20 protein-coding genes are annotated in these 20,772 nt (G+C 64.4%); 6 read left to right on the top strand and 14 right to left on the bottom strand.

Translation table 11 applies throughout. From position 1 onward, the window contains the following. Nucleotides 1-29: 29 nt before the first annotated feature. The 8 genes from EF888_RS07510 to EF888_RS07475 all read right to left on the bottom strand — a co-directional run bounded on the left by EF888_RS07510 (nucleotide 30) and on the right by EF888_RS07475 (nucleotide 8,584). Nucleotides 30-1,160, bottom strand: coding sequence for an ABC transporter substrate-binding protein (locus EF888_RS07510; RefSeq protein ID WP_109760081.1), 1,131 nt, complete (start codon nucleotides 1,158-1,160; stop codon nucleotides 30-32). A 130-nt stretch (nucleotides 1,161-1,290) separates the two neighbouring features. Beyond that, complete coding sequence (locus EF888_RS07505; protein ID WP_109760082.1) at nucleotides 1,291-2,799, bottom strand: tripartite tricarboxylate transporter permease; 1,509 nt, start codon at nucleotides 2,797-2,799, stop codon at nucleotides 1,291-1,293. Next, entirely contained in the window at nucleotides 2,790-3,302 is a 513-nt protein-coding gene (locus EF888_RS07500; RefSeq protein WP_109760083.1) for a tripartite tricarboxylate transporter TctB family protein, read from the bottom strand. The genes EF888_RS07505 and EF888_RS07500 overlap by 10 nt, the downstream gene beginning before the upstream one ends. A gap of 67 nt (nucleotides 3,303-3,369) precedes the next feature. Next, nucleotides 3,370-4,389: a tripartite tricarboxylate transporter substrate-binding protein gene (locus EF888_RS07495; protein ID WP_109760084.1), complete on the bottom strand. Its 1,020-nt coding sequence runs from the start codon at nucleotides 4,387-4,389 to the stop codon at nucleotides 3,370-3,372. An 81-nt stretch (nucleotides 4,390-4,470) separates the two neighbouring features. Beyond that, nucleotides 4,471-5,385, bottom strand: a complete 915-nt coding sequence (locus tag EF888_RS07490; protein ID WP_109760085.1) for an alpha/beta hydrolase — start codon at nucleotides 5,383-5,385, stop codon at nucleotides 4,471-4,473. A 28-nt stretch (nucleotides 5,386-5,413) separates the two neighbouring features. Beyond that, entirely contained in the window at nucleotides 5,414-6,391 is a 978-nt protein-coding gene (locus tag EF888_RS07485) for an aldo/keto reductase (protein WP_109760086.1), read from the bottom strand. Between the two features lie 22 nt (nucleotides 6,392-6,413). After that, nucleotides 6,414-7,709, bottom strand: a complete 1,296-nt coding sequence (locus EF888_RS07480; protein WP_109760087.1) for a sigma-70 domain-containing protein — start codon at nucleotides 7,707-7,709, stop codon at nucleotides 6,414-6,416. After that, nucleotides 7,709-8,584 carry a fumarylacetoacetate hydrolase family protein gene (locus EF888_RS07475; protein WP_109760088.1) on the bottom strand — a complete coding sequence of 292 codons (876 nt, stop codon included), beginning with the start codon at nucleotides 8,582-8,584 and terminating at the stop codon, nucleotides 7,709-7,711. Before EF888_RS07475 ends, EF888_RS07480 begins: the two co-directional genes overlap by 1 nt. 90 nt (nucleotides 8,585-8,674) lie before the next feature. Between EF888_RS07475 and EF888_RS07470 the strand changes: the two genes are divergently transcribed. Beyond that, nucleotides 8,675-9,382, top strand: coding sequence for a GntR family transcriptional regulator (locus tag EF888_RS07470; RefSeq protein ID WP_109760089.1), 708 nt, complete (start codon nucleotides 8,675-8,677; stop codon nucleotides 9,380-9,382). Between the two features lie 10 nt (nucleotides 9,383-9,392). Here EF888_RS07470 and EF888_RS07465 read toward each other — a convergent pair whose 3' ends face one another. From EF888_RS07465 to EF888_RS07440, 6 genes are all read right to left on the bottom strand, one after another. Further along, the gene (locus tag EF888_RS07465; RefSeq protein WP_109760090.1) at nucleotides 9,393-10,658 is read right to left on the bottom strand and encodes a cation:proton antiporter; all 1,266 of its coding nucleotides are present in this window, start codon (nucleotides 10,656-10,658) and stop codon (nucleotides 9,393-9,395) included. 119 nt (nucleotides 10,659-10,777) lie between these two features. Beyond that, on the bottom strand, nucleotides 10,778-11,131 hold the full coding sequence (locus tag EF888_RS07460) for a response regulator (protein ID WP_109760091.1): 354 nt from the start codon (nucleotides 11,129-11,131) through the stop codon (nucleotides 10,778-10,780). After that, entirely contained in the window at nucleotides 11,128-12,141 is a 1,014-nt protein-coding gene (locus EF888_RS07455; RefSeq protein WP_109760092.1) for a sensor histidine kinase, read from the bottom strand. The genes EF888_RS07460 and EF888_RS07455 overlap by 4 nt, the downstream gene beginning before the upstream one ends. Nucleotides 12,142-12,278: 137 nt before the next feature. Beyond that, entirely contained in the window at nucleotides 12,279-13,490 is a 1,212-nt protein-coding gene (locus tag EF888_RS07450; RefSeq protein ID WP_126918535.1) for an MFS transporter, read from the bottom strand. Between the two features lie 6 nt (nucleotides 13,491-13,496). Next, nucleotides 13,497-14,255: a hypothetical protein gene (locus tag EF888_RS07445; protein WP_241239836.1), complete on the bottom strand. Its 759-nt coding sequence runs from the start codon at nucleotides 14,253-14,255 to the stop codon at nucleotides 13,497-13,499. A 135-nt stretch (nucleotides 14,256-14,390) separates the two neighbouring features. Continuing rightward, on the bottom strand, nucleotides 14,391-15,212 hold the full coding sequence (locus tag EF888_RS07440; protein WP_164721607.1) for a helix-turn-helix domain-containing protein: 822 nt from the start codon (nucleotides 15,210-15,212) through the stop codon (nucleotides 14,391-14,393). Nucleotides 15,213-15,515: 303 nt separating this feature from the next. On the opposite strand from EF888_RS07440, the gene EF888_RS07435 reads away from it, so the two are divergent. The 5 genes from EF888_RS07435 (at nucleotide 15,516) to EF888_RS07415 (ending at nucleotide 20,690) form a co-directional block, all read left to right on the top strand. Next, entirely contained in the window at nucleotides 15,516-15,860 is a 345-nt protein-coding gene (locus EF888_RS07435; RefSeq protein WP_241239835.1) for a hypothetical protein, read from the top strand. 669 nt (nucleotides 15,861-16,529) lie between these two features. Next, complete coding sequence (gene ugpB, locus EF888_RS07430) at nucleotides 16,530-17,840, top strand: sn-glycerol-3-phosphate ABC transporter substrate-binding protein UgpB (protein WP_109760095.1); 1,311 nt, start codon at nucleotides 16,530-16,532, stop codon at nucleotides 17,838-17,840. Between the two features lie 42 nt (nucleotides 17,841-17,882). Next, nucleotides 17,883-18,764, top strand: coding sequence for a sn-glycerol-3-phosphate ABC transporter permease UgpA (ugpA, locus tag EF888_RS07425; protein ID WP_109760096.1), 882 nt, complete (start codon nucleotides 17,883-17,885; stop codon nucleotides 18,762-18,764). Beyond that, nucleotides 18,757-19,617, top strand: coding sequence for a sn-glycerol-3-phosphate ABC transporter permease UgpE (gene ugpE, locus EF888_RS07420; protein ID WP_109760097.1), 861 nt, complete (start codon nucleotides 18,757-18,759; stop codon nucleotides 19,615-19,617). Before ugpA ends, ugpE begins: the two co-directional genes overlap by 8 nt. Beyond that, nucleotides 19,617-20,690, top strand: coding sequence for a sn-glycerol-3-phosphate import ATP-binding protein UgpC (locus EF888_RS07415; RefSeq protein WP_109760098.1), 1,074 nt, complete (start codon nucleotides 19,617-19,619; stop codon nucleotides 20,688-20,690). Before ugpE ends, EF888_RS07415 begins: the two co-directional genes overlap by 1 nt. Nucleotides 20,691-20,772 lie beyond the last annotated feature (82 nt).

Genomic DNA, 20,772 nt, shown 5'->3' with positions numbered 1-20,772 from the left:
GGCGGCCCGGTCAAAGGCCGCCCGTCGCGTCACATCTTGCAGTCGGCGGCGTAGGCGTCTGCGTGATCTTCGAGCGCGACGCCAATGATCTTGTTGGTGAAGACGTCACCTTCCTGGATCACCTCGCGAGCATATATGTCCTGGATCGGGTGATGGTTCGGACCGAACTCGAAGTCTCCGCGCGTGGATGAGAAGTCTGCCTCCTCAAGCGCTGCCTGGAAGGCTTCCTTGTCCGCTGGCTCGGCCTTGTCGAGCGCCGAGATCAAGAGGTTCGCGGTGTCGAAGCCCTGGCTGGCGTAGAGCGACGGCAGGCGGCCGTACTCGGCCTGGAAGGTCTCGACGAAGGCCTTGTTGGTTTCGTTGTCGATGTCCTTCGACCATTGCGAGGTGTTGACCACCCCGAGCGCCGCTGCGCCCACGGCCTGGAGGATGCCCTGGTCGAAGCTGAAGGCGGGTCCGATCACCGGCAGGTCGACGCCAGAGTCCGCGTACTGCTTGAGGAAGCTGATCCCCATGCCGCCCGGCAGGAAGAAGAAGACGCTGTCGGCGCCGGAGGCCCGGATCTGCGCGATCTCGGCAGCATAGTCGGTCTGGCCGAGTTCGGTATAAAGCTCGCCTGCGAGACCGCCCTCATACATCCGCTTGTAGCCTGTGAGCGCGTCCTTCCCGGCCGGATAGTTCGGCGCGAGGATGAAGCTGTTCTGGTAGCCGGTCTGGTTCGCCCAGGCCCCGGCGGCCTCGTGCAGGTTGTCGTTCTGCCAGGCGACGTTGAAGTAGAGCGGGCTGCACCCTGCGCCGGCCAGTTGCGAGGGACCGGCGTTCGGCGAGAGATAGAAGACCCCCTGCCCGGTCGCGGCCGGCACGACGGCCATGGCGAGGTTCGACCAGATGATGCCCGTCAGCACGTCGACCTTCTCGGACTGAATCATCTTGTCCGAAAGCTGCACGGCGATGTCGGGCTTCTGCTGGTCGTCCTCGATCACCACCTCGATGTCGTCGCGGCCCGATTGCTTGATAGCGAGCATGAAGCCGTCGCGCACGTCGATGCCGAGACCGGCTCCTCCGCCCGAAAGCGTCGTGATCATGCCGACCTTGGTCGCGGCCTCCGCCACCGTGACGGTCAGCGCGAGCGCCGCGGCGGCGCAAACGAGTTTATTCATCGGGTTACCCTCCCCCAGTTCCTTTGTGCCCACAGTCTTGTCACGAGTGACGGGGCGTCTTCCACCCCCATTGAGCGGGAGCGGAAGAAAAGCGGGCCGGCCACTGTGGACCGGCCCGATAGACCTGCTTCTATGTCAGGCTTTCCGTTCGGCGACGCTTGATCCGCGACATGATGGCCGGAAGTGTCAGCGTCAGGATCAGCAGAACCCAGAGGACTTTCGAGATGTTCGACGAGAAGAGCACCGTCGGATCGTTGCCGGAGATGCGCATCGAGAGAAGGAATGACTTCTCGAGGAGCGGGCCGAGGATCACGCCGATCAGGATGGCGGCGACGTGATAGCCGGTCTTCCGCGCGACATAGCCGATCACGCCGAAGGCGATGGCGATGCCGATGTCGAAAAGGAACGTCCGGGGGGCGAAGGCGCCGATCAGCGTGAAGGCGATGATGACGGGCGCCATATAGCAGCTTGGCACCGTCGTGATGGTCGAGAGGTAGCGCGCCATCGGGAAGACGGTGAAGAGCATCAGCACGTAGGAGACGAACATCGACATGATGATGCCGTAGGCCAGCAGCGGCTCGGTCATGAAGAGGCGCGGGCCGAAGGGCACGCCGTGGTACTGGAGCACGATCATCATCACCGCCGCCGTACTGCCCCCGGGGATGCCGATCGCCAGGAGCGGGACCAGCGTGCCAGTGGTGACGCCGTTGTTCGCGGATTCGGGCGCCACGACGCCCTCTTCGCAGCCGGTGCCGAACTTTTCGGGGTGGCGCGAGAAGGTCTGGGCCTGCTGGTAGGCGACGAAAGCGGCGATGGAGGCGCCCGCCCCTGGCAGGACCCCGATCAGAAGGCCCACCATGCCGGTCCAGATCGTCAGCCACCAGTGCCGGAAGGAACTGAAGATATTGTGGAAGGTCTCTTTCCACGTCGGCGTCACGCCCGCCGAGACCTTGGCCGACCCGCCCCTCGATTCAAGCATCACGAGGGCTTCGGATATGGCGAAGAGACCGACAAGAGCGGGCACGAGGGGGACGCCGTCGAAAAGCTCGAGCATTCCGAAGGTGCCGCGCGGGGTGGCGTAGATGTGGTCCGCCCCCATGGCGCCCAGCATTAGGCCGAAGGCGCCCGCGATCAGGCCTTTCAGCATGTCCTCGGCCGCGATGGCGGCGATCAGGGCGAGACCGAAGAGCATGATGACGACCATCTCGACCGAGCGGACGTAGAAGCCGACCCGCGCGAGGTACTGGAGCAGGAAGAGCGTCACCAGCGAGGTGACGAGACCGCCCATCACCGAGGCGACGAAGCTGAGGGCCAGGGCCTTTGCGGCCTGCCCTTTCTGCGCCATCGGATAGCCGTCGAGTGTCGTCGCGGCCGCGCCGCCCGTGCCGGGGATGTTCAGAAGGATGGCGGGGATGCCTCCACCGAGGTGGCTGGCGCAGTAGAGCGCCACCATGAACGTCAGCGCCACGTCGACGTCGAAGGCGAGCGTCAGCGGCAAGAGCATGATGATCGTGTTGTGCGCCGCGAAGCCTGGAATCGCGCCCATGACGATGCCGACGACGACGGCGGGTATGATGACCCACCACATCGACAGCGAGTGCAGCAGTAGGGTCGTGAGGCCGGCGGCGTCTAGTTCCATGACGATACGATCCAGGAGACGAGTTGCTCGAACGGACCCTCGGGGAAACGCGTTCCGAGAAGGACGATGAAGAAGAGCCAACCCGCGATGGCGGTGACGGCCGCGAAGACGATGGCCTTCCGCAGGGGGCGCAGGCCCGAAACGTAGCTGCCTGCGGCGAGGAAGATGAACGTGGTCAGGGTGAAGCCGCCCCAGGGCGCCACGACGCCATAGCCAAGGACCAGCCCGAAGAAGATCAGGCGGTTCGTGCGGCCCTCGCGGGGTCCGAGGATCGACGCGATCTCGAAGTCCCACTTCCCGCTCGACGCGCGAAGGGCGGTGCGGATGAAGTAGATCGTCGTCAGGAACAGCAGGAGGCTTGCCAGGACGAGGCCGCTCCGCTGCGCTTCGGGCGGGAAATCCCACACGGAGGCGACGTAGTAGACCGCATAGAGAGAGGCTGCGACCGGAAGGATCAGGTCGGCCCCGAACGTGCGGCGCGATCCTTTTTCGGGAGGCTTCATCGGAGTTTCGACCTCAACAGGGGATGGAACGCGGCCCGGATCGTCCGGGCCGCGATACGTCGTGCGATCAGGCGCCCGACAGAAGGTCGCGATACTTGGTCGCCAGTTCCTTCATCGAGGCCGCCGTCGCCATCGCCACGGCTTCGTCGCCCGCATCGATGAAAGCAGTCGGAAGGCCTGCCGCCTTGACGGCCTCGGCGTAGGCCGGATCTTCCAGCGTTGCCTGCATCGTCTCCTTCAGGATCGCGATGCGGTCGGGGAACTGGTCGTAGGCCGCCTTGTGGACACCCCAGGCGCGCGAGCTGTCGAAGTTGGGGATCGACGTCCCCAGGGCCTGGTTGACCGTCGGCGCGTCGCCGCTTTCGGCCGGAGCCACGTTGGTCTCGGCGAAGACGCCGAGAACGCGGGCCTGGTCGGCGAGCGCGATCGGGTTGGCGAAGGGAAGGACGCTGGCGTCCACCTCCTGCGTGATCGCCGCCATCGCGGTCGGGTTGCCGCCGCCATAGGGCACCAGGGTGAATTGTCCGCCGGTGGCTTCGGCCAGCGACAGGACGCCGATGGACCCGGGGTGCGGCAGGCGCGAGGTCGAGACGGTGACCGGACGGGTCATCGAGAGATCGACAAGCTCCTGCAGCGTCTGGATGGGGCTTTCGGCACCGACCCAGATCGCCATCGGCTCGGACGAGGTCTGCTGGATGTAGACGATGTCCTGGCCGACCTCGATGCCGGTGTCCTGCGTCACCATCATGATGACTTCGGGGCCGAGGTTGGCGAACAGCAGGTTGTAGGCGTTCGGTTCCTTGTCGAGGTAGAACTCGTAGCCCACCTGACCGGCGGCGCCGGGGTAGTATTCGTACTCGAGGTCGACGCCGATGTGGTCCTTCCACACGCTGGCGAAGACGCGGGCGTCACGGTCGGCCCCGCCGCCTTCGGCGGTCGGGATCGTCACCGACAGGTTCCGCTCGGGAAACTGGCCTTGGGCGAAGGCGCGGGATCCGCTCAGCGCGGTGGCGCCGATCAGGCCGCCTGCGCCGCCCAGGAAGCCCCGGCGGCTTGGCGCGAGAAGGCGCGATTTTGTGCGATGCATCTTGGTTCTCCTCCTTGGTTTATCCGCGAGCCCAATCCTCCTCGGGTGCGCGTCTCGTCGTCTCCCGGACGAGCCGGGTCGTCAGTGGCCGGTGTAGACCGGCGGCGTGCGCGTCCAGAAGTCGAGCAGGACGTCGTAGACCGTCATGTAGTTGAGCTGCTGGAACGAGGCGTGAGCGATGCCCTGCATCACCGTGAACTGCTTGTCGGGGTGCGGAAGCCGGCCGAAGAAATCGAGCAGATCCTCCATGCTGGCGATGCCGTCGTATTCGCCGCGCATGACGATGGTCGGCATGGTCAGCTTCTTCGGATCGTTCAGCGGCAGGTGCGCGCACATGTCGGTGTAGGTGCCGGTCGGCATCGAGTCGTCGAGGGCGAGGATCGCATCGGCGAAGGCGTCGACCACCTTGTCGTCGGCGGTGCCGGCGTGATCGCGGTTGAAGATCGAGTGGACGAAGGCGCGGTCGATCGGGCGGCGGTCGTTGGCCTTGAAGAAGTCGAGCTTTTTCGCCCGCTCCTGCAGTGTCGGGCTGCCCTTGCCCGTCCAGACATAGGCGTCGAGAGCGAGGCGCGCGACACGGGCCGGCTGGCGCTCGGCGAAGGTCGCGGCGCGGAGCGCGCCCGACGAGATGCCGTAGACGCACATGGGGCCATCGCCCGAGATGGCACGGATCACCTTGTCGGCCGCCTCGAGGTCGTCGCCACCGTCAGAGATCGTCGCGCGGGTGCCCCGATCCTTGGTGGAGCGGCCATAGCCCTCCATGTCGACGCACCAGCAGTCAAAGCCCTTCGACGCGAAGTAATCCATCGCGGACGAGAACGGCCGCCCCGGCACCTGGAGATCGAAGGTCGGCTGCGACGCCATCGACGAGCCGTGCACAAACAGCGCGACGCCGCGCGGCGCTGACCCGGACAGGGTCTTGCGCCACATGAAGAGCTTGGCGTCGCCCTTTTCGGCCCAGTGCTCGGTGCCCTTGATCTCGGCGATTTGGTCCATTCGTTTCTCCGTCCTTCGTGTCTGTCAATCAGATGCCGAGCTTCGCCATCTGCTTTTCGGGATACCGCGTGCCTGCCGCCGCGCCGGGCGCAAAAGCCTGGCCGAGGTCAGCGAAGTCGGAATCCGTCAATTCGAGGTCTGCGGCGTTCGCGTTCTCCTCGACCCACTTTACCTTCTTGGCACCGGGGATCGTCGCCACGTCCTCGCCGCGCGACAGGACCCATGCGATGGCCACCTGTGCGGGGGTCGCGCCGTGGCGCTCCGCGACGCTGCGAAGCGCGTCGATCAGGGGCAGGTTCTGCGCGATGTTGTCGGGGTCAAAGCGCGGATGGTCGCGGCGGCGATCCTCGGGGATGAGGGTATCGACGTCGGGGATCGTCCCGGTCAGGAACCCGCGACCGAGGGGCGCGTAGGCGACGAACCCGATGCCAAGTTCGCGGCAGGTGTCGACGATGGCGCTCTCGACGTCGCGCGACCAGAGCGACCATTCGGACTGGAGGGCCGCAATTGGATGGACCTTGGCCGCACGGCGCAGTGTGTCGGAACCGGCTTCTGAGAGGCCGATGTGGCGCACCTTGCCCGCTTCGACCAGCCGGGACATCGCGCCGACGCTGTCCTCGATTGGCACGTCGGGGTCGACGCGGTGAAGGTAGTAGAGGTCGATGGTCTCGACGCCGAGGCGCTCGAGGCTTGCGTCGCAGCCCGCGGTGATGTGTTCGGGGCTGCCGTCGACGGTGCGGGGCTTCGCCGCGCGCCCAAGGTTTCCGACCTTCGTGGCGATGATGGCATCGCGACGCCGGTCCTTCAGCGCTTCGCCGATCAGGCGTTCGCCGTGACCGTTGCCATAGACGTCGGCTGTGTCGAGAAGCGTCACGCCCAGGTCGAGGGCGCGATGTATGGCACGCGTGGACTCTGGGTCGTCCTTGGTGCCGTAGGCCGTCGACATGCCCATGCAGCCGAGGCCGATGCTGGGCACCTCAAGTCCGCCGAGTTTGGTCGTTCTCATTCGTCCCCTCCCCTTGCCGCGGTCACATCGCGGGCTCCAGGATGTCGTAGCCGCAGAGCCGGTCGATGGCGTGGACAAAGCCGCGCCCGTCCACGTCGACGTCGTTGGTCTGAGGAGCCGCGGCGCCGCCCCTCGGTTCCGGAATGTAGTGCCCGATCTCGGACGGTCGCGTCGGATCGCTGAGGTCGAGCATCCTGATCCCGCCCGCGAACCAAGCCACCGGCATGGGCGAGGCAGACGGCCGTTCGGCAAACTGGTGTGCGCCGAAGCGGAGGCCCGCGCGGCTCCAGGGGCTGTCCAGCTCACTTACCTCGAAGGTCGCGACCGGTTCGATCGCCGACAGGTCGGTCACGTCGAGGACCCAGATAAAGGCGTGCGGCGTGCCGGGTCGGTGGTCGTGTTCCTCGTCTATCGCCAGCGCGTAGCGGCGGCCATCGAAGGTGCCGGGCAGAGGCATGGCGGTGTGCAGGGGCTCGGGGAAGGCCTTCGGATGCGGCCAGTAGCCGACCTCGCGCATGGCGGAGGGGTCGGACACGTCGAGGACGCGAAAGCCCTCGTGCCACCAGGCCGCCCAGACCTCGTCGCCGAACCTCAGCCCGTGGTGAAGGCGGTACGTCTGACCGGGCCAGTCCGGCACTTCCCCCGCCGCGACGTTCTGGCCGGGGGCCGACCAGCGGCCCGCCTCGACGGGATGCGAGGGATCGGAGAGGTCGTAGGCGACGAGGATGTTGCCGCGATAGCCCTCCATCTCGGTCGAAATCCAGGCGTAGCGCTCGTCGAGGTCGAAGCGGTGAACGCCGATCCCGCCGGTGCGGTGGTGGGCCAGGAGGCGCGGGTTCGACTTGTCGCGGATGTCGTAGACGCGGAAGCCGCCGTCCTCGTAGGGGATCGTGGCGTGGCGGCGCAGGTCTTCCATGCGTGCTTCGGGGATGCCGAGCCTTTCGGCCAGTTCGGCCTCGGTCGGGGCGCGGCCGAGATCGGCCGATAGGGTTTCGGTCTCGGCGCCGATGCGCGCGGCCCGGCGACGGAAATGGCGGTCGGCCTGTTCGACGTTGACGACCATGATGTCGCCCGTCACGCGGACCTTGTGGGTGTGCGAGGTGTCGTCGGGCAGCGTGATGGCGGCCACGACCTTTGGCGCGCGCGGGTCCGAGATGTCGACGATCGACGTCCCGTGCGGCGACTTCATGTGGCCGACGTAGGCGAAGTCGCCCTCGACCGTCACCTGTCCGCCACCCGCCATGTCGTCGATCCCCCCGAGTCGCCGCACCCCCTTTGCGAGGGGCGCGGCGGCTGGCTGGGAGGCGGGCAAGTTCATCAAGCCACCGGGTTTTCGAGGACGCCGAGGTTCGTGATCTCGATCTTCACGCTGTCGCCGGCCTTGAGGTAGCGCGGCGGGTTGAAGCCGATGCCGACGCCCGCGGGCGTGCCCGTCGCGATCACGTCGCCGGGCAACAGGGTGCCGGTGGCGGTCAGCGTTTCGATGATCGTCGGGATGTCGAAGATCAGGTCTGCCATGGTCGCGCGCTGCCGCTCCTCTCCGTTGACGAAGGTCTGGAGCATGACGCCCGGCAGGTCCGGCATCTCGTCCGCCGTCGCGATCCAGGGACCCATGGGGCAGAAGGTGTCGAGGCCCTTGCCGATGGTCCACTGGCTGTGGCGGCGCTGAAGCTCGCGCGAGGTCATGTCGTTCACGATGACGAAGCCGAAGACATAGTCCATCGCGTCTTCCTTCGAAACGCGTGCGGCCTTCTTGCCGATCACGACGCCCAATTCGCCTTCGAAGTCGATGGTGCCGGTCGGATCGACCTCGGAGCGGATCGCTTCGCCGGGACCGATGAGACCGGTCATCGCCTTGGTGAAGATCACGGGAACGGTCGGCGTCTCTTCCTTGCCGGAGGAGTCGAAGCCCGAGTTGTGAAATTCCTTGGCGTGCGCGTGGTAGTTCTTGCCGACGCAGATCACGTCGCGCACGAGGCGCGGCATCGGAGGCAGGAGGCGGACGTCCTTCAGGGGGAGACGGTCTGCCGATCCGGCCATGCCGTTCCAGCGAGAGACGCCCTCGTCGCCCGAGGCGATCAGATCAAGGACGGCGGTGTCGGCGGACGGGCCTTCGGCGCAGACGACAACGTCTTCGCCGTCGATGAAGCCGGCCTTGACCGTGTCGCGGTGGAGGAAGGTTACGAGCTTCACTTTATCGATTCACTTTCATTTTGTCGATAATTCATGCGATCATATGGAGTATTGCTTGTCAACTCGGCAACGAGACTGGATGATCGCGCCATGGAGCAGATTTCGCCCCCCCTCACCTCCGACGATTCCGCACGCCCCATTTCTCCCGCTCCGGGCGAGACCCTGACCGAAGCGGCCTATTTCGCCATCCGGCGCGACATCATCTCGGGTGCCCTTGCCCCCGAGGAGCGACTGAGGATCGAAAGGTTGTCCCGGCTCTATGGCGTGGGGCCCACTCCTCTTCGCGAGGCGTTGCAGCGCCTCTGCGCGGCGGGCCTGGTCCATGCAAGCGGGAACAAGGGCTTCGCGGTCGCCCCCCTGAGCATGGACGAGTTCACGGACCTCACCATCGCCCGGGTGGCCATCGAGGAGCAGGCGCTGCGGCTGTCGATCGAGCACGGCGACGATGCCTGGGAGTCGCAGGTCGCGGCGACGGCCTACCAGCTCAACAAGAAGGACGTGGCGCTGATCGCGTCGGGAGAGGTCGCGCTGTCCGACTGGGAGGCCGCGAACAGCGCCTTCCACGCCGCCACGGTCGCCGCCTGCGGATCGCGCTGGCTGCTGACGTTGCGGGGCCGGCTGAACGAGCAGGTCGAGCGCTATCGTCTGGCATCGGTCGCGCTGCGGCGCGCCGACCGCGACCTTGTCCACGAACACGCCGACATTGCGACGGCGGTTCTGAACCGGGACGCGGATCGGGCCTCGGCGCTGATCGCGCAGCATTTCCGGAAGACGGCAACGCTGCTGGCCGGCGCCTGAAGTCCGCCCCTCAGCCGTCCGACGCCTTGGCTTCTTCGTCCGACACCTGGTCGATGGCCCAGGCGACGCTGAAGCCATGCAGCATCGTCGACATCAGGATGACGATGGCGACAAGCGACCAGAGCGGCGCCTCGTCGATGAACTCGATATGGCTGGCCGCATAACACAGGTAATAGATCGAACCGATGCCGCGCACCCCGTAGATCGAGACGATGGCCCGGTCGTTGCGGACAAGGTCGGTGCCCATAAGCGCTACCCAGCCGCAGAGCGGGCGGATGACAACGAGAAGCACCACCGCGATCAGGACGAGCGTCCAGGTCGCATCCATCAGCAGCGCCGGCAGGATCGATCCGAGCGCGACGAGAAGCCCGGCCGTCAGCGCGTGCTCGATGGTGTCCGAGAAATCGTGGAGACGGCGATGGAAGTCGTGATGCTCCTCGATCCGCCGAAGCGTCAGGCCCAGAACCGCGACGGCGATGAAGCCGTAGCCCTCGACGATCTCGGTCGAGCCGTAACAGAGGAACACACCGGCAAGCGCCACGATGCCGGACCCGGTCTCGGCGAGCGGTGCGCCGCCAGGAAGGCGGAACAGGACGAAGCCAAGTGCTCTTGCCCCCAGCCAGCCGGTCGCGACGCCGACGGCGATGCGGTAGACTACGTCGAGCGCCAGCCATTCGAGGACGAAGCTTTCGGCCGTCATCGCCCCCGCCGCTATCATCAGGCCGAGATAGACGAAGGGGAATGCAAGCCCGTCGTTCAGCGCCGCCTCGGTCGTCAGCGTGTAGCGCACCGGATGCTCGGAGCCCTCCTGGGGGGGCCCGACCTGAACGTCCAAGGCGAGAACGGGATCCGTCGGGGCGAGGACCGCACCGAGAAGGATGGCGCCTGCAAGCGTCATGCCGGCAAAGGCCCATCCGAGGAAGGCCACGGCGAAGATGGTCAGAGGCATGGTGATGGCGAGAAGGCGAATGGTCGGGATCCACCGTCGACCTGGCGTCAGAGAATCGATCCTGAGCCCCGTACCGAACAGCGCCACGATGACGGTCAGCTCGCTGGCCAGTTCCCACGGCGCCGGCGACTGGCGCGGGTCGGGCAGGATCGGAAAGGGCGCGAGCGCATAGCTGGCAGCCGCCCCGAAGAGGATCATCAGGGGTGCGGCCGCGGGCTCCCGGCGGGACACCAGTCTCGGCGTCCACAAGGCGAGGATGATGACGAGCCCCACGCACACGAGGGTGACGTGGTAGGCGCTGATCTCGAAGAAGGGCGTGTCTTCCATTGTCACTCAGATAGACCCCGGAAGACGCCCGTCCGCCAGTCCCCACGGAGGGTCTTCTTCGCTCCAGGTGGGACGGCGGTGCTGGGGGTCTTCTCGGAGGGCGGAAAGGAGGGTTCGACTCAGGTCTTCGCGCTCCTGTCATGGCGGCTGAGCGTGTCCCTCAGCGATACATAGGACACGGGCTTTTCGAGAAGCGCCAAGGCGCCGTGGTCCTCGGGAAGGTAGTCGAGTTCTCCCGAGACGACGATGGACGGAATGCCTTCGCCCGCCAGCCGCTTGACGAGGACCGGGCCGGTGCGTCCGTCTGCGAGATTGAGATCGACCAGCACGATGTCGGCTCGCATGGCTTGAGCGCGGTCGAAACAGATGTCGGACGTCGTGGCGGTGCCCACGGCCTCATGTCCCGCCTCTTCGACCATCTCGCGCAGGTCCATGGCGATCAGAGCGTTGTCCTCGCAGATCAGGACTCTCATCGTCCTGGCCCTTCGAGCGGTTCAAAGATGTGCGGAGCCGGGCCGTCGACCAAGATCTGAAAACGGTCGCTCTGCATCTCTATGACCGGTTCGCCCATCAGCAAGGAGCGCAAAGCGTTTCGGACGTAGGGGAGCCCGAAGCCTTCCGTGTATGAGCCAGTGTCCTTGGGTGCATGAGTTTCCGACCAGGAAAAGTGCGTTACACCGTCTCCGTCCGGGTCCGTGAAGGAAACCGAAAGGGTCCCGCCGTCGTGCAGGGCGCCGTGCTTCGACGAGTTGGTCGCGAGTTCGTGGATGCAGAGACCAAGCTGCTTCGCCTGGTCCCGGAGGATCCGCTTCTTTCCGCTGATAACTTCCACCTTCTCGTGACCGTGCAGGAAGGGGTTCAGCACCTGGCGCGTGATGGCGTCGAAGGGGGCAGACGAAATCTTCGAGCCGTCTCCGAAAATCGAGTGAACTGCTGCTAGGGCGTCAAGGCGCTTGAGGAAACCGTCAAACAGGTCGCCCTTGCCGTGGATCAGCGTCATCCGCCCCATGGCGGACAGCGTCGACAGGATGTTCTTGATGCGGTGGCTCGTCTCCCGCAGGGCGCTGTTGAGGTTTTCCTTCTGTCTCTCCCTTTCGGAGACGTCGAACCCCGAGGCGATCAGTTCGGTGACCCTCCCGTTCTCGTCGCGCAAAGGGGCGATCTGGAAATCCACGATGAGCCGTCTGTCACCCCGGACACGCACCTCGATGTCGAACCGGCTTGTCTCGCCTCGGGCCCCGCGCTCGACGACATCGCGCAACCTGGCTTGAAGGGCGGGATCGTGGCCGAACCAATATCCCTCCCAGAACCTTCGGTCGACGATATCGGTCAGCGAGATGCCGGCCGCGTCGAGAGCGTTCTTGCTGACATCCAGCGTCGCTCCGCCTGGCGACAAGATCGCTGCGAATGCCACCGTGGCATTGATGATGTCATGAGCACGCTTGTCGAGGTGCCAAGGCGCCTCAAGATTGTTGTCGACCATTGTTTGGCCTGACTTATTTGATGCAACTTGAGGGAAGGTAGCTGGGTCCGAAGCAAGGTAAAGTCTCGTTGCTGGACGTCAGCGGCTTTCCTCAGGCTCCCCGGTAAACCTATCCTTCCTCCGCCGAGACGGAGACGTCAGGCCGTCACCTGCTCGAAGTCGTCCAGGCGCCGTGTCGCGGCCACGGCGAAAATGAGGGCCGCCAGGCACATGGCGATCATCACCAGTACGGATGCGCCGAACGTGGTCTGCGCCAGGAATGCGACCGTCATCACCCCCCCCAGTCGTGCGAAGGTGATGTCGAGACTGGCCGAGATGGCGCTCATCCCCCGCGGCGCAAACTTGAGGACAAGCTGCGTCGACGGCGCATTGCTGCACGCCAGTCCGGTGCCGAGGAGAGCCGACGCCACGATGAGGCAGACCGCGCTATTGCACAGATAGGCCAGCGGAAATCCGGCCGCGACAAAAAGCGGAGCAGCAAGCATAATGCCTTTCAGGCGCGGTTCGTCGACCCAATTCCTGAGCAGCGTGCTCACAATGGAAAAACTCAACCACAGGATGGAGAGGTTGAGACCGATGCTGACCACCTGAACCTCCTGCTCGGCCAGCCACAGCGGCAACCGGAAGAGGTAGTAGGTGATCGCCCCATAGGTGCAGAAGACGTAGCCGAAAACGATCCAGAGCTCCGGGGCGCGCAGAAGACGGGTGTATCGCGGAATCGCGGGCGCAGAGGGCGACTGCGCGTCGGGCGGACGCGAGACGAGGACGATCGCCAGCGCGACGAGCGAGATGACGGCGAGGATGATGAACGCCAGGTTCCAGCGGTGACCGTTCAGCACGCTGCTGTAGAAGAACGGCGCGGCGGACGCGACATATCCTGCGACACTTCCCCATACGATCAGGACTTTGCCGGGCTGGCGTGGCGACGCCCGCGTCAGCAGGATGGGGATGAGAGGAGAGAATATGCCGCCCCCAAGCCCCTGCAGGGCGCGCGCGGCCGTGAGAGCTTCGTAGCTGCCCGCAAAGGCGACGAGCATCGAGCCGGTCGCGAAGAAAAGCACGCCAATGCCGAAGATTCGGTTGGCGTTGCCGACGTCCCCCAGCCATCCGCCGATCAGGACGCCGACGGCTACGGCGATCCCGTAAGAGTTGAACACCCACGCCATCTGGCTGAGCGAAAGCCCGAATTCATTCTGAATTTCCGGCAGCAATAGCGGAACAAGCGTCAGCTCCATCACGAAGGCGACGCTTACTGCAATCGGACCGATAATTGCCTTGGGGGTTGATACAGTCATCGAGCCAATGTGTTGGGTTCCGGCATGTGTGACGATATTGTTGGATATCGTCAATCGGGATCACCCCTTGGAGTCGATGGCCGAGAGGCTTGCCCTGATGGAGGAGACCTGATCCGCGTACTGAAGCGACTGCGGCTCGCGCGCCAGGGCGTTGGTCATGTCCTTGGCGCTCATCCAGATAAGGTGGTCTTCGTCGGTCACCTGCTTGTCCGGGCCGATCCACTTGCCCGGCTCACAGTGAGAATAGCCGTAGCGAAGGTGTGCCCCTTTTGCCGCCAACTGCTTCGGCACGAGCGCGAAGGCGTAATCGGGCGCCCAGCTCTTGACCATGATCTCGAACAGGATTCGCGACAGCAGCGTCGTGGCCCCCTGGCTGCGCGGTCCACCCAGGCCCCGCGCGGGAAGCCAGAACTCTCCATGATAGCAGACCCTGCCCGTAATCGTGGCAAGAGCATCGGGACCTGAGTAAAAGGTAAGGTCGGGATCGGGCGTCGTGTCGGGCGTGATATACTTGTGGCGGTGAACGTCGAGATGGTTACCGAGCGATACGCCCGTCAGATCGAGAAGCCGCACCGCCTGGGTATGGATCAGCTTGCCCGACTGATCGAAGCCGCAAATCCAGAAGCCGTTCGAGCCGTCGATGTAGGAACTGGCGACGTCGAACATGGGATACATCGGATTCCGGTCGGCCTGCGCGGTGCGATGGGCCCGGTAGGTCGAGAAGTCGTCGCCGACCTCGACACGCATGCCTGCGTCTTCGAGTTCGCGAAGGATGCGCGACACACACATGATCGTGTCGAAGAGATTGCGAGGCGACATTTCGGCTTCCTGAATCGGTCGTTTCCGTCGGCCAAGCTAACATCAAGAAGTCACATTTGTGCACGTTTTTTGCCGCATTCTTGAAATCGCGGTTTGGGAGTGTTGCACGGTCGCGAGGCATTGCCGGTGCCCGGATCAGATTGGAAGTGTATCCATGACCAATTCGTCCGAGAGGATCGGCCGATCCTCGTCCTTGAGTGCGTCGATCTCGACCTTGCTCGTGATGACGGCAAGCACGCTCAACCCAGGCGTGCCGTCCGGGAACACGCAGCCGAGGAGCAGACGCTGGAAGGTGACGGGCAAGGGATCGCTGCCGTCCCTCGGAAGATAAGCGTAGAGATGATCGAGGCGCACCCCGCCCTCTTCGTAGATGCGGGAGTAGGCGCCGGCGATGAACTCGTTGAATTCGTCTCCGACGTTGTCCTCGTTCAGGAGCTTGCCGATGGCGCTTCGGGACCAGGCCCAACCGAACCACCTCGCGTAGGCCGATTCCTGGCCCACCTCGACGAACACCCAGCCTGCGGGGCCCTTCCGGTAGAGCACGATGTAGGGACGGATCGCGTCCATTGCCTCGTGCTCGATCCGCGTCTCGGCCGTGCCCCAGGCGACGAGTGCCTTCTTGACGAGAGGCAGACCTTCCATCGCGATCTTCGAGACGGGGTGTTGCTGGGAGAAGAACTCCTTGCCGTCGCCGTCCACGTAGCGGCTGGACTCAAGGCCGCCGGAGAATTCCTTGCTCAGCGTGGATTGGCCCGACCAGGTATCGAGGTGCAGCAGAAGCGACTTGGCGCCCTCGAGCGACGCGGCGCCGTGCGCGGTCAGGCGATACTGGCGGTCGACCACCTCGAACAGGCGCTCGCCCTTGATGCTTTCCAGGTCGGTCAGGTGACGGCGCACGGTCTGCCGCGTCGCGCCCAACTCCTCGCATGTCTTCGAGAGGTTCAGGGTGCGACTCATGCATACGAAGGCACGCAGCATGGCGACGGTGACGTCAGCGTTATTCTTCGTCTGATACAAGACAACTCCGATGGGTTCGGTCACGCACGCAGGTCACTCGTCAACAACGAGCGCTGAGAGAGGTCGCAGGTGCACAAGATCAAGTGAAGGCAGAACCTTAGCCATTTTAAGAATATTGCTCTCTGTCTCCGGCAGACCACCGTCGTCGCGCAGCCCCGCCTCGGCCCGCATTTCCGCTGAAGACGGCGCCCCAAGACACCGATCCGCGCCAGGCCGGAAACTGAATGTTTCTAATGCGTGGGATTGAGCGTCATGGTGCCCGACCGCGGCCATCTTTTGGACAAGATGACCTTGAAAATTCGGGCGGCGAAGGACGCTGCCATGAACATTTCCAAGCTTCTCGATTCTTCCGTCATGCTCTCGGGTCCACCGCCGGGCTCGATCAATGTCCGCCTTGGGAAGAAGGTCGAAGGACCCGGTGGCAAATGGGTGCCCTGCGCGACCGAAGTCGCGTCGGGGGTCTATGTTTCCGCAGTTTTCGAGGTCGGTCCAGGGCGAAGACAGGTATGCGCGGCAGGTCACCCGGTCCGCAGTCCGGATGAAGCGCTGTCGCGCGCCGTCACGCTGGCGTGTACCGCCGCGGCGTAGAGCCTTCTCGTTCATCGCCCCTCTCGTTGCAGCCCTCGGGTACGCCCTTTGAGGCGGACGGCTGCCCACTGGATGATATTTCATCCAACGCGGTAAAATAAATCACCCCGTTACGTCAAATTTTTAGGGAATTGTTGTGAATCGCTGCCTGAAGCAAGGTCAGGCCGTTAGACGAGTGCTGTGGGTAACCTGACGTAACGAGTGTAGCTGTTCCGAGTTTGCCAAGAGACGACATTCGCGAGCTATTAAGATCGCGCCTGTCTGGACGTCGAGTGTGTGCGTGAGTAAGTGGGTTGCGAGTGACGGTTCGACAGAGTTTCCGTCGATTTCGATAATTACCTGAAGAAAATGCCGACAATGCACCTGCATTGTCGGCATAATTTTGGGCGGTGCGATTGCGCCTGCGCCGTGCAGTCCGGCCTACAGCTCCGGCCCGTGCCGTTGTCCGGCACCCGGCAAGACCTGCGCACTCTGCCGCCGGACGGGCGACGCGGCCGCCGCTTTGCGCTTGAATCCCCGATCGCGAGTTCGCAGGATGGCCGCATCAATCCGAGGCGTCTGCGCCCGGCCCGTCCGGATCCGAACAGGGTCCGGCACACCTTCAATCTGACTGTTACAAGACGCCGTTAAACGGCGCCCCACGGCACTTCGCACAATAGGGAGAAAGACATGCACAGACGAAATCTGATCGCCGCGGCGGTGGCGAGTTTCGCACTTCCCGCGCTTCCGGCGCTGGCCCAGACCGAGATCAGCTGGTGGCACGCGATGACCGGCGCGAACGCCGAGGTCGTCGAGAAGATCGCGAGCGACTTCAACGCAAGCCAGTCCGACTACAAGGTCACACCGTCCTTCAAGGGCACCTACCCCGAGACGCTGAATGCCGGCATCGCCGCTTTCCGCGCCGGCCAGGCACCCGACATCATGCAGGTGTTCGACGTCGGAACGGGCGTGATGATGGGGGCCGAAGGCGCGATGAAACCCGTCGCCGAGGTTCTCAGCGAGAACGGCTACGAGTTCGACAAGTCGCAGTACCTGCCAGGCATCGTCGCCTACTACTCGAAGCCGGACGGGACGATGCTGTCGTTCCCGTACAATTCGTCCTCGCCGATCACCTACATCAACAAGGACATCTTCGAAGCGGCGGGCCTCGACCCCAATGATCCGCCCGAGACCTGGAACGAGGTCTGGGAGATGGCGAAGACGATCAAGGAATCGGGTGCGGCACCCTGCGGCTATACCTCGACCTGGCTGACCTGGATTCACCTCGAGAACTTCGCGGCCTGGAACGACGTGCCCTATGCCACGTTCGAGAACGGTCTCGCGGAAGGGGGCGTGCCAGAACTGCAGTTGAACGCCCCCATCTTCGTGAACCACTTCCAAATGCTTGCCGACCTCGCCAAGGATGGCACCTTCAAGTACGGCGGCCGTACGTCCGAGGCGAAGCAGATCTTCCTCGCCGGCGAATGCGGCATCTTCACCGAATCGTCGGGTGGTCTGGGCGACATCGTGAAGTCGGGGATGAACTACGGCATCGCGCAGCTTCCCTACGACTCGGATGCCGGCGGACCGCAGAACACGATCCCTGGCGGCGCCTCGCTCTGGGTCTTCGGCGACAAGTCCGAGGAGACCTACAAGGGCGTTGCCGCCTTCTTCGACTACCTCTCGCAAACCGACGTGCAGACCTACCTGCACCAGACCTCGGGCTATCTCCCGGTGACGATGGAAGCCTATGAGGCCACCAAGTCGTCGACCTTCTACGACGAGAATCCGGGGCGCGAGACGCCGATCACGCAGATGATGGGCAAGGAGCCGACCGCCAACTCGAGGGGCGTCCGTCTGCCGAACCTGCCGCAGGTCCGCGACATCGCGAACGAGGAGTTCGAGAAGATGCTGGCCGGCGATCAGGACGCGCAGACGACGATGGACGCCATCGTCGAGCGCGGCAACGCTGCCATCAAGGAAGCCTATGGCAACATGTAAGGCTTTCCGGGCCGTCCTTCGGGGCGGCCCGGTCCCTGCCCCATGAACCGCGCGACCTTTCCCCATTTCTGGCTGCCCCTGCTGCTGATCGCGCCGCAACTCGCGATCAGCGCCATCTTCTTCTATTGGCCGGCGGTGCAGGCGCTCTACCAGTCGGTGCTGCGCGAGGATCCCTTCGGTCTCCGCTCGACGTTCGTGGGGCTCGCCAACTTCCGCAACGTGCTGGCCGACCCGGCGTACCTCAATGCCGCGCAGGTGACGGTCGTCTTCTCGCTGCTGACGGCCGGGTTCTCGATGGCCATCGCGCTCCTCCTAGCGGTACAGGCCGAGAAGGTCGTCCGTGGCCGCGGCTTCTATCGGACGCTCATGATCTGGCCCTACGCGGTAGCTCCCGCCATCGCGGGGATGCTGTGGCTCTTCATGTTCAATCCCTCGTTCGGCACGCTCGCCGCCATCCCGCGCGCGCTCGGCATCAGGTGGGATCCGCTGCTGAACAGCAGCCAGGCCATGGGCCTTGTCGTCGCGGCGGCGAGTTGGAAGCAGATCTCGTACAACTTTCTCTTCTTCGTCGCAGGGCTGCAGGCGATTCCGAAAAGCCTGATCGAGGCCTCGGCCATCGACGGCGCGGGCCCGGTGCGACGGTTCTGGACGATCGTCTTCCCGCTGCTTGCGCCGACGACCTTCTTCCTCCTCGTCGTCAACACCGTCTACGCGCTCTTCGACACCTTCGGCATCATCCACGCGGTAACGTCCGGCGGACCGGGCAAATCGACCGAGACGCTGGTCTACAAGGTCTACAACGACGGCTTCGTGAACCTGCTCCTTGGCTCCTCGGCCGCGCAATCGGTGATGCTGATGGTGCTGGTGATCTGCCTGACGGCGTTCCAGTTCAAGTACATCGAGAGGAAGGTGCACTATGGCTGAAGGTCTCGTCGGCACATCGCGGCGCAGCCTGACGCTGGCGCACGTTCTTCTGATCCTCGGCTGCGTGATCGTCGCCTTCCCGATCTACTACGTCACGGTCGCCTCGACCCATTCGCTGAGGACGATCCTGAACCCCCCGCTTCCGATGCTGCCGGGCCCCGAGACAATCGAGAACTACCGCGAGGCGGTGTCGGGCGGCATCAACCGGATTGGCGGCGTGGGCGTCGACCGGCTTCTGCTGAACACGACGATCGTGGCGCTCGGCATCGCCTTCGGGAAGATCGTCATCTCGATGGCGTCGGCCTATGCCATCGTCTTCTTCAGGTTCCCGCTGCGGATGGTGTGCTTCTGGCTGATCTTCATCACGCTGATGCTTCCCGTGGAGGTCAGGATCCTGCCGACCTACAAGGTCATGGTCGATCTCGGGCTGATCGATACCTACGCCGGGCTGATCCTGCCTCTCATCGCTTCCGCCACGGCGACGCTGCTGTTCCGGCAGTTCTTCATGACGATCCCGAACGAGTTGTTCGAGGCCGCCCGCGTCGACGGCGCGGGGCCCTGGCGGTTCTTCAAGGACATCCTCCTGCCATTGTCGGCCACGAACATCGCGGCGCTTTTCGTTATCCTCTTCATCTACGGCTGGACGCAGTACCTCTGGCCGCTTCTGGTCACGAACTCCAACTCGATGAACACCATCGTCATCGCGCTGAGGAAGATGATCTCGTTCGCGGATGCCGACACGCCCTGGGACCTTGTCATGGTGACCTGCGTCCTGGCGATCCTGCCGCCCGTGCTGATCGTCGTCCTGATGCAAAGGTGGTTCGTGAAGGGCCTCGTGGAGACGGAGAAGTAATGGCGACTCTCAGCCTCAATGACGTCCGCAAGAGCTACGGCAAGACCGAGGTCATCCACGGCGTCTCGATCGACGTCGAAGACGGTGAATTCGTGGTGATCGTCGGGCCGTCCGGCTGCGGCAAGTCCACGCTGTTGCGGATGGTGGCGGGGCTCGAGGAGATCACGAGGGGCACTATCGACATCGGCGGGCGCGAGGTGAACAAGCTGGAACCGCGCGAGCGCGACATCGCGATGGTGTTCCAGAACTATGCGCTCTACCCGCACATGTCGGTCTTCGACAACATGGCCTACGGGCTGCGCATCGCCGGGATAAAGGGCGACGACCTGAAGGCGCGCGTGGGCAAGGCCGCCGAGATGCTGGGCCTGACAACCCTTCTGGACCGCAAACCGCGTCAACTCTCGGGCGGACAGCGCCAGCGCGTCGCCATGGGCCGGGCGCTGGTGCGCGAACCCTCGGCGTTTCTCTTCGACGAACCGCTCTCGAACCTCGACGCCAAGCTGCGGGTTTCGATGCGTCTCCAGATAAAGGACCTTCAGCGCCGGGTGGCCACGACGTCGCTTTATGTCACCCACGACCAGGTCGAGGCGATGACGCTGGCCGACCGGCTGATCGTGATGAACAAGGGCGTGGCCGAGCAGATCGCGACGCCCATGGAGATTTACGACAATCCCGCCAACGTCTTCGTCGCGGGCTTCATCGGATCGCCCGCGATGAACTTCTTTCCGGCCCGGATCGAAGGCGGTCATCTGCATCTGGCCGACGGCAGCCAACTCCCTGCCCCCGCCGGCGTGAGTGAGGGAAGCGTGATCCTGGGCATAAGGCCCGAGCATCTCATGCCTGCCCCGCTCGACGCCGAGGGTAGCTTGAGCGTGCGGGTCCTCGCGGTCGAGACGCTCGGCGCCGACGCCTTCGTTCACGCCACGCTGGGTGACGGCGATGCGGATGCCATCGTGTTCCGCGTCCCCGGCCATGACCGTCCCGCCGAGGGCGAACGAGTGTCGTTGATGGTCGAACCGGGAAAGGCCCATGTCTTCGACGCGGCCACCGAACGGCGCATTGCCGAAGCGTGATCGCTGGCGGAGGCGATGACGGCGAGACCGTGACCCTACGTCCCGTGCCTCCAAATCCCTTAAGATAACGGCGCAGGCCACA

Source organism: Silicimonas algicola, from assembly GCF_003970735.1.
In the GTDB taxonomy this organism is placed as follows: domain Bacteria; phylum Pseudomonadota; class Alphaproteobacteria; order Rhodobacterales; family Rhodobacteraceae; genus Silicimonas; species Silicimonas algicola.
This window is presented reverse-complemented; position numbering and strand designations above follow the sequence as displayed.

What these genes read in the sequence shown, in the direction of transcription:
- EF888_RS07510 (WP_109760081.1), bottom strand. Translation starts at nt 1,160, where the DNA reads ATGAATAAACTCGTTTGCGCCGCCGCGGCGCTCGCGCTGACCGTCACG.
- EF888_RS07505 (WP_109760082.1), bottom strand. Translation starts at nt 2,799, where the DNA reads ATGGAACTAGACGCCGCCGGCCTCACGACCCTACTGCTGCACTCGCTG.
- EF888_RS07500 (WP_109760083.1), bottom strand. Translation starts at nt 3,302, where the DNA reads ATGAAGCCTCCCGAAAAAGGATCGCGCCGCACGTTCGGGGCCGACCTG.
- EF888_RS07495 (WP_109760084.1), bottom strand. Translation starts at nt 4,389, where the DNA reads ATGCATCGCACAAAATCGCGCCTTCTCGCGCCAAGCCGCCGGGGCTTC.
- EF888_RS07490 (WP_109760085.1), bottom strand. Translation starts at nt 5,385, where the DNA reads ATGGACCAAATCGCCGAGATCAAGGGCACCGAGCACTGGGCCGAAAAG.
- EF888_RS07485 (WP_109760086.1), bottom strand. Translation starts at nt 6,391, where the DNA reads ATGAGAACGACCAAACTCGGCGGACTTGAGGTGCCCAGCATCGGCCTC.
- EF888_RS07480 (WP_109760087.1), bottom strand. Translation starts at nt 7,709, where the DNA reads ATGAACTTGCCCGCCTCCCAGCCAGCCGCCGCGCCCCTCGCAAAGGGG.
- EF888_RS07470 (WP_109760089.1), top strand. Translation starts at nt 8,675, where the DNA reads ATGGAGCAGATTTCGCCCCCCCTCACCTCCGACGATTCCGCACGCCCC.
- EF888_RS07465 (WP_109760090.1), bottom strand. Translation starts at nt 10,658, where the DNA reads ATGGAAGACACGCCCTTCTTCGAGATCAGCGCCTACCACGTCACCCTC.
- EF888_RS07460 (WP_109760091.1), bottom strand. Translation starts at nt 11,131, where the DNA reads ATGAGAGTCCTGATCTGCGAGGACAACGCTCTGATCGCCATGGACCTG.
- EF888_RS07455 (WP_109760092.1), bottom strand. Translation starts at nt 12,141, where the DNA reads ATGGTCGACAACAATCTTGAGGCGCCTTGGCACCTCGACAAGCGTGCT.
- EF888_RS07445 (WP_241239836.1), bottom strand. Translation starts at nt 14,255, where the DNA reads ATGTCGCCTCGCAATCTCTTCGACACGATCATGTGTGTGTCGCGCATC.
- EF888_RS07440 (WP_164721607.1), bottom strand. Translation starts at nt 15,212, where the DNA reads ATGAGTCGCACCCTGAACCTCTCGAAGACATGCGAGGAGTTGGGCGCG.
- ugpB (WP_109760095.1), top strand. Translation starts at nt 16,530, where the DNA reads ATGCACAGACGAAATCTGATCGCCGCGGCGGTGGCGAGTTTCGCACTT.
- ugpA (WP_109760096.1), top strand. Translation starts at nt 17,883, where the DNA reads ATGAACCGCGCGACCTTTCCCCATTTCTGGCTGCCCCTGCTGCTGATC.
- ugpE (WP_109760097.1), top strand. Translation starts at nt 18,757, where the DNA reads ATGGCTGAAGGTCTCGTCGGCACATCGCGGCGCAGCCTGACGCTGGCG.
- EF888_RS07415 (WP_109760098.1), top strand. Translation starts at nt 19,617, where the DNA reads ATGGCGACTCTCAGCCTCAATGACGTCCGCAAGAGCTACGGCAAGACC.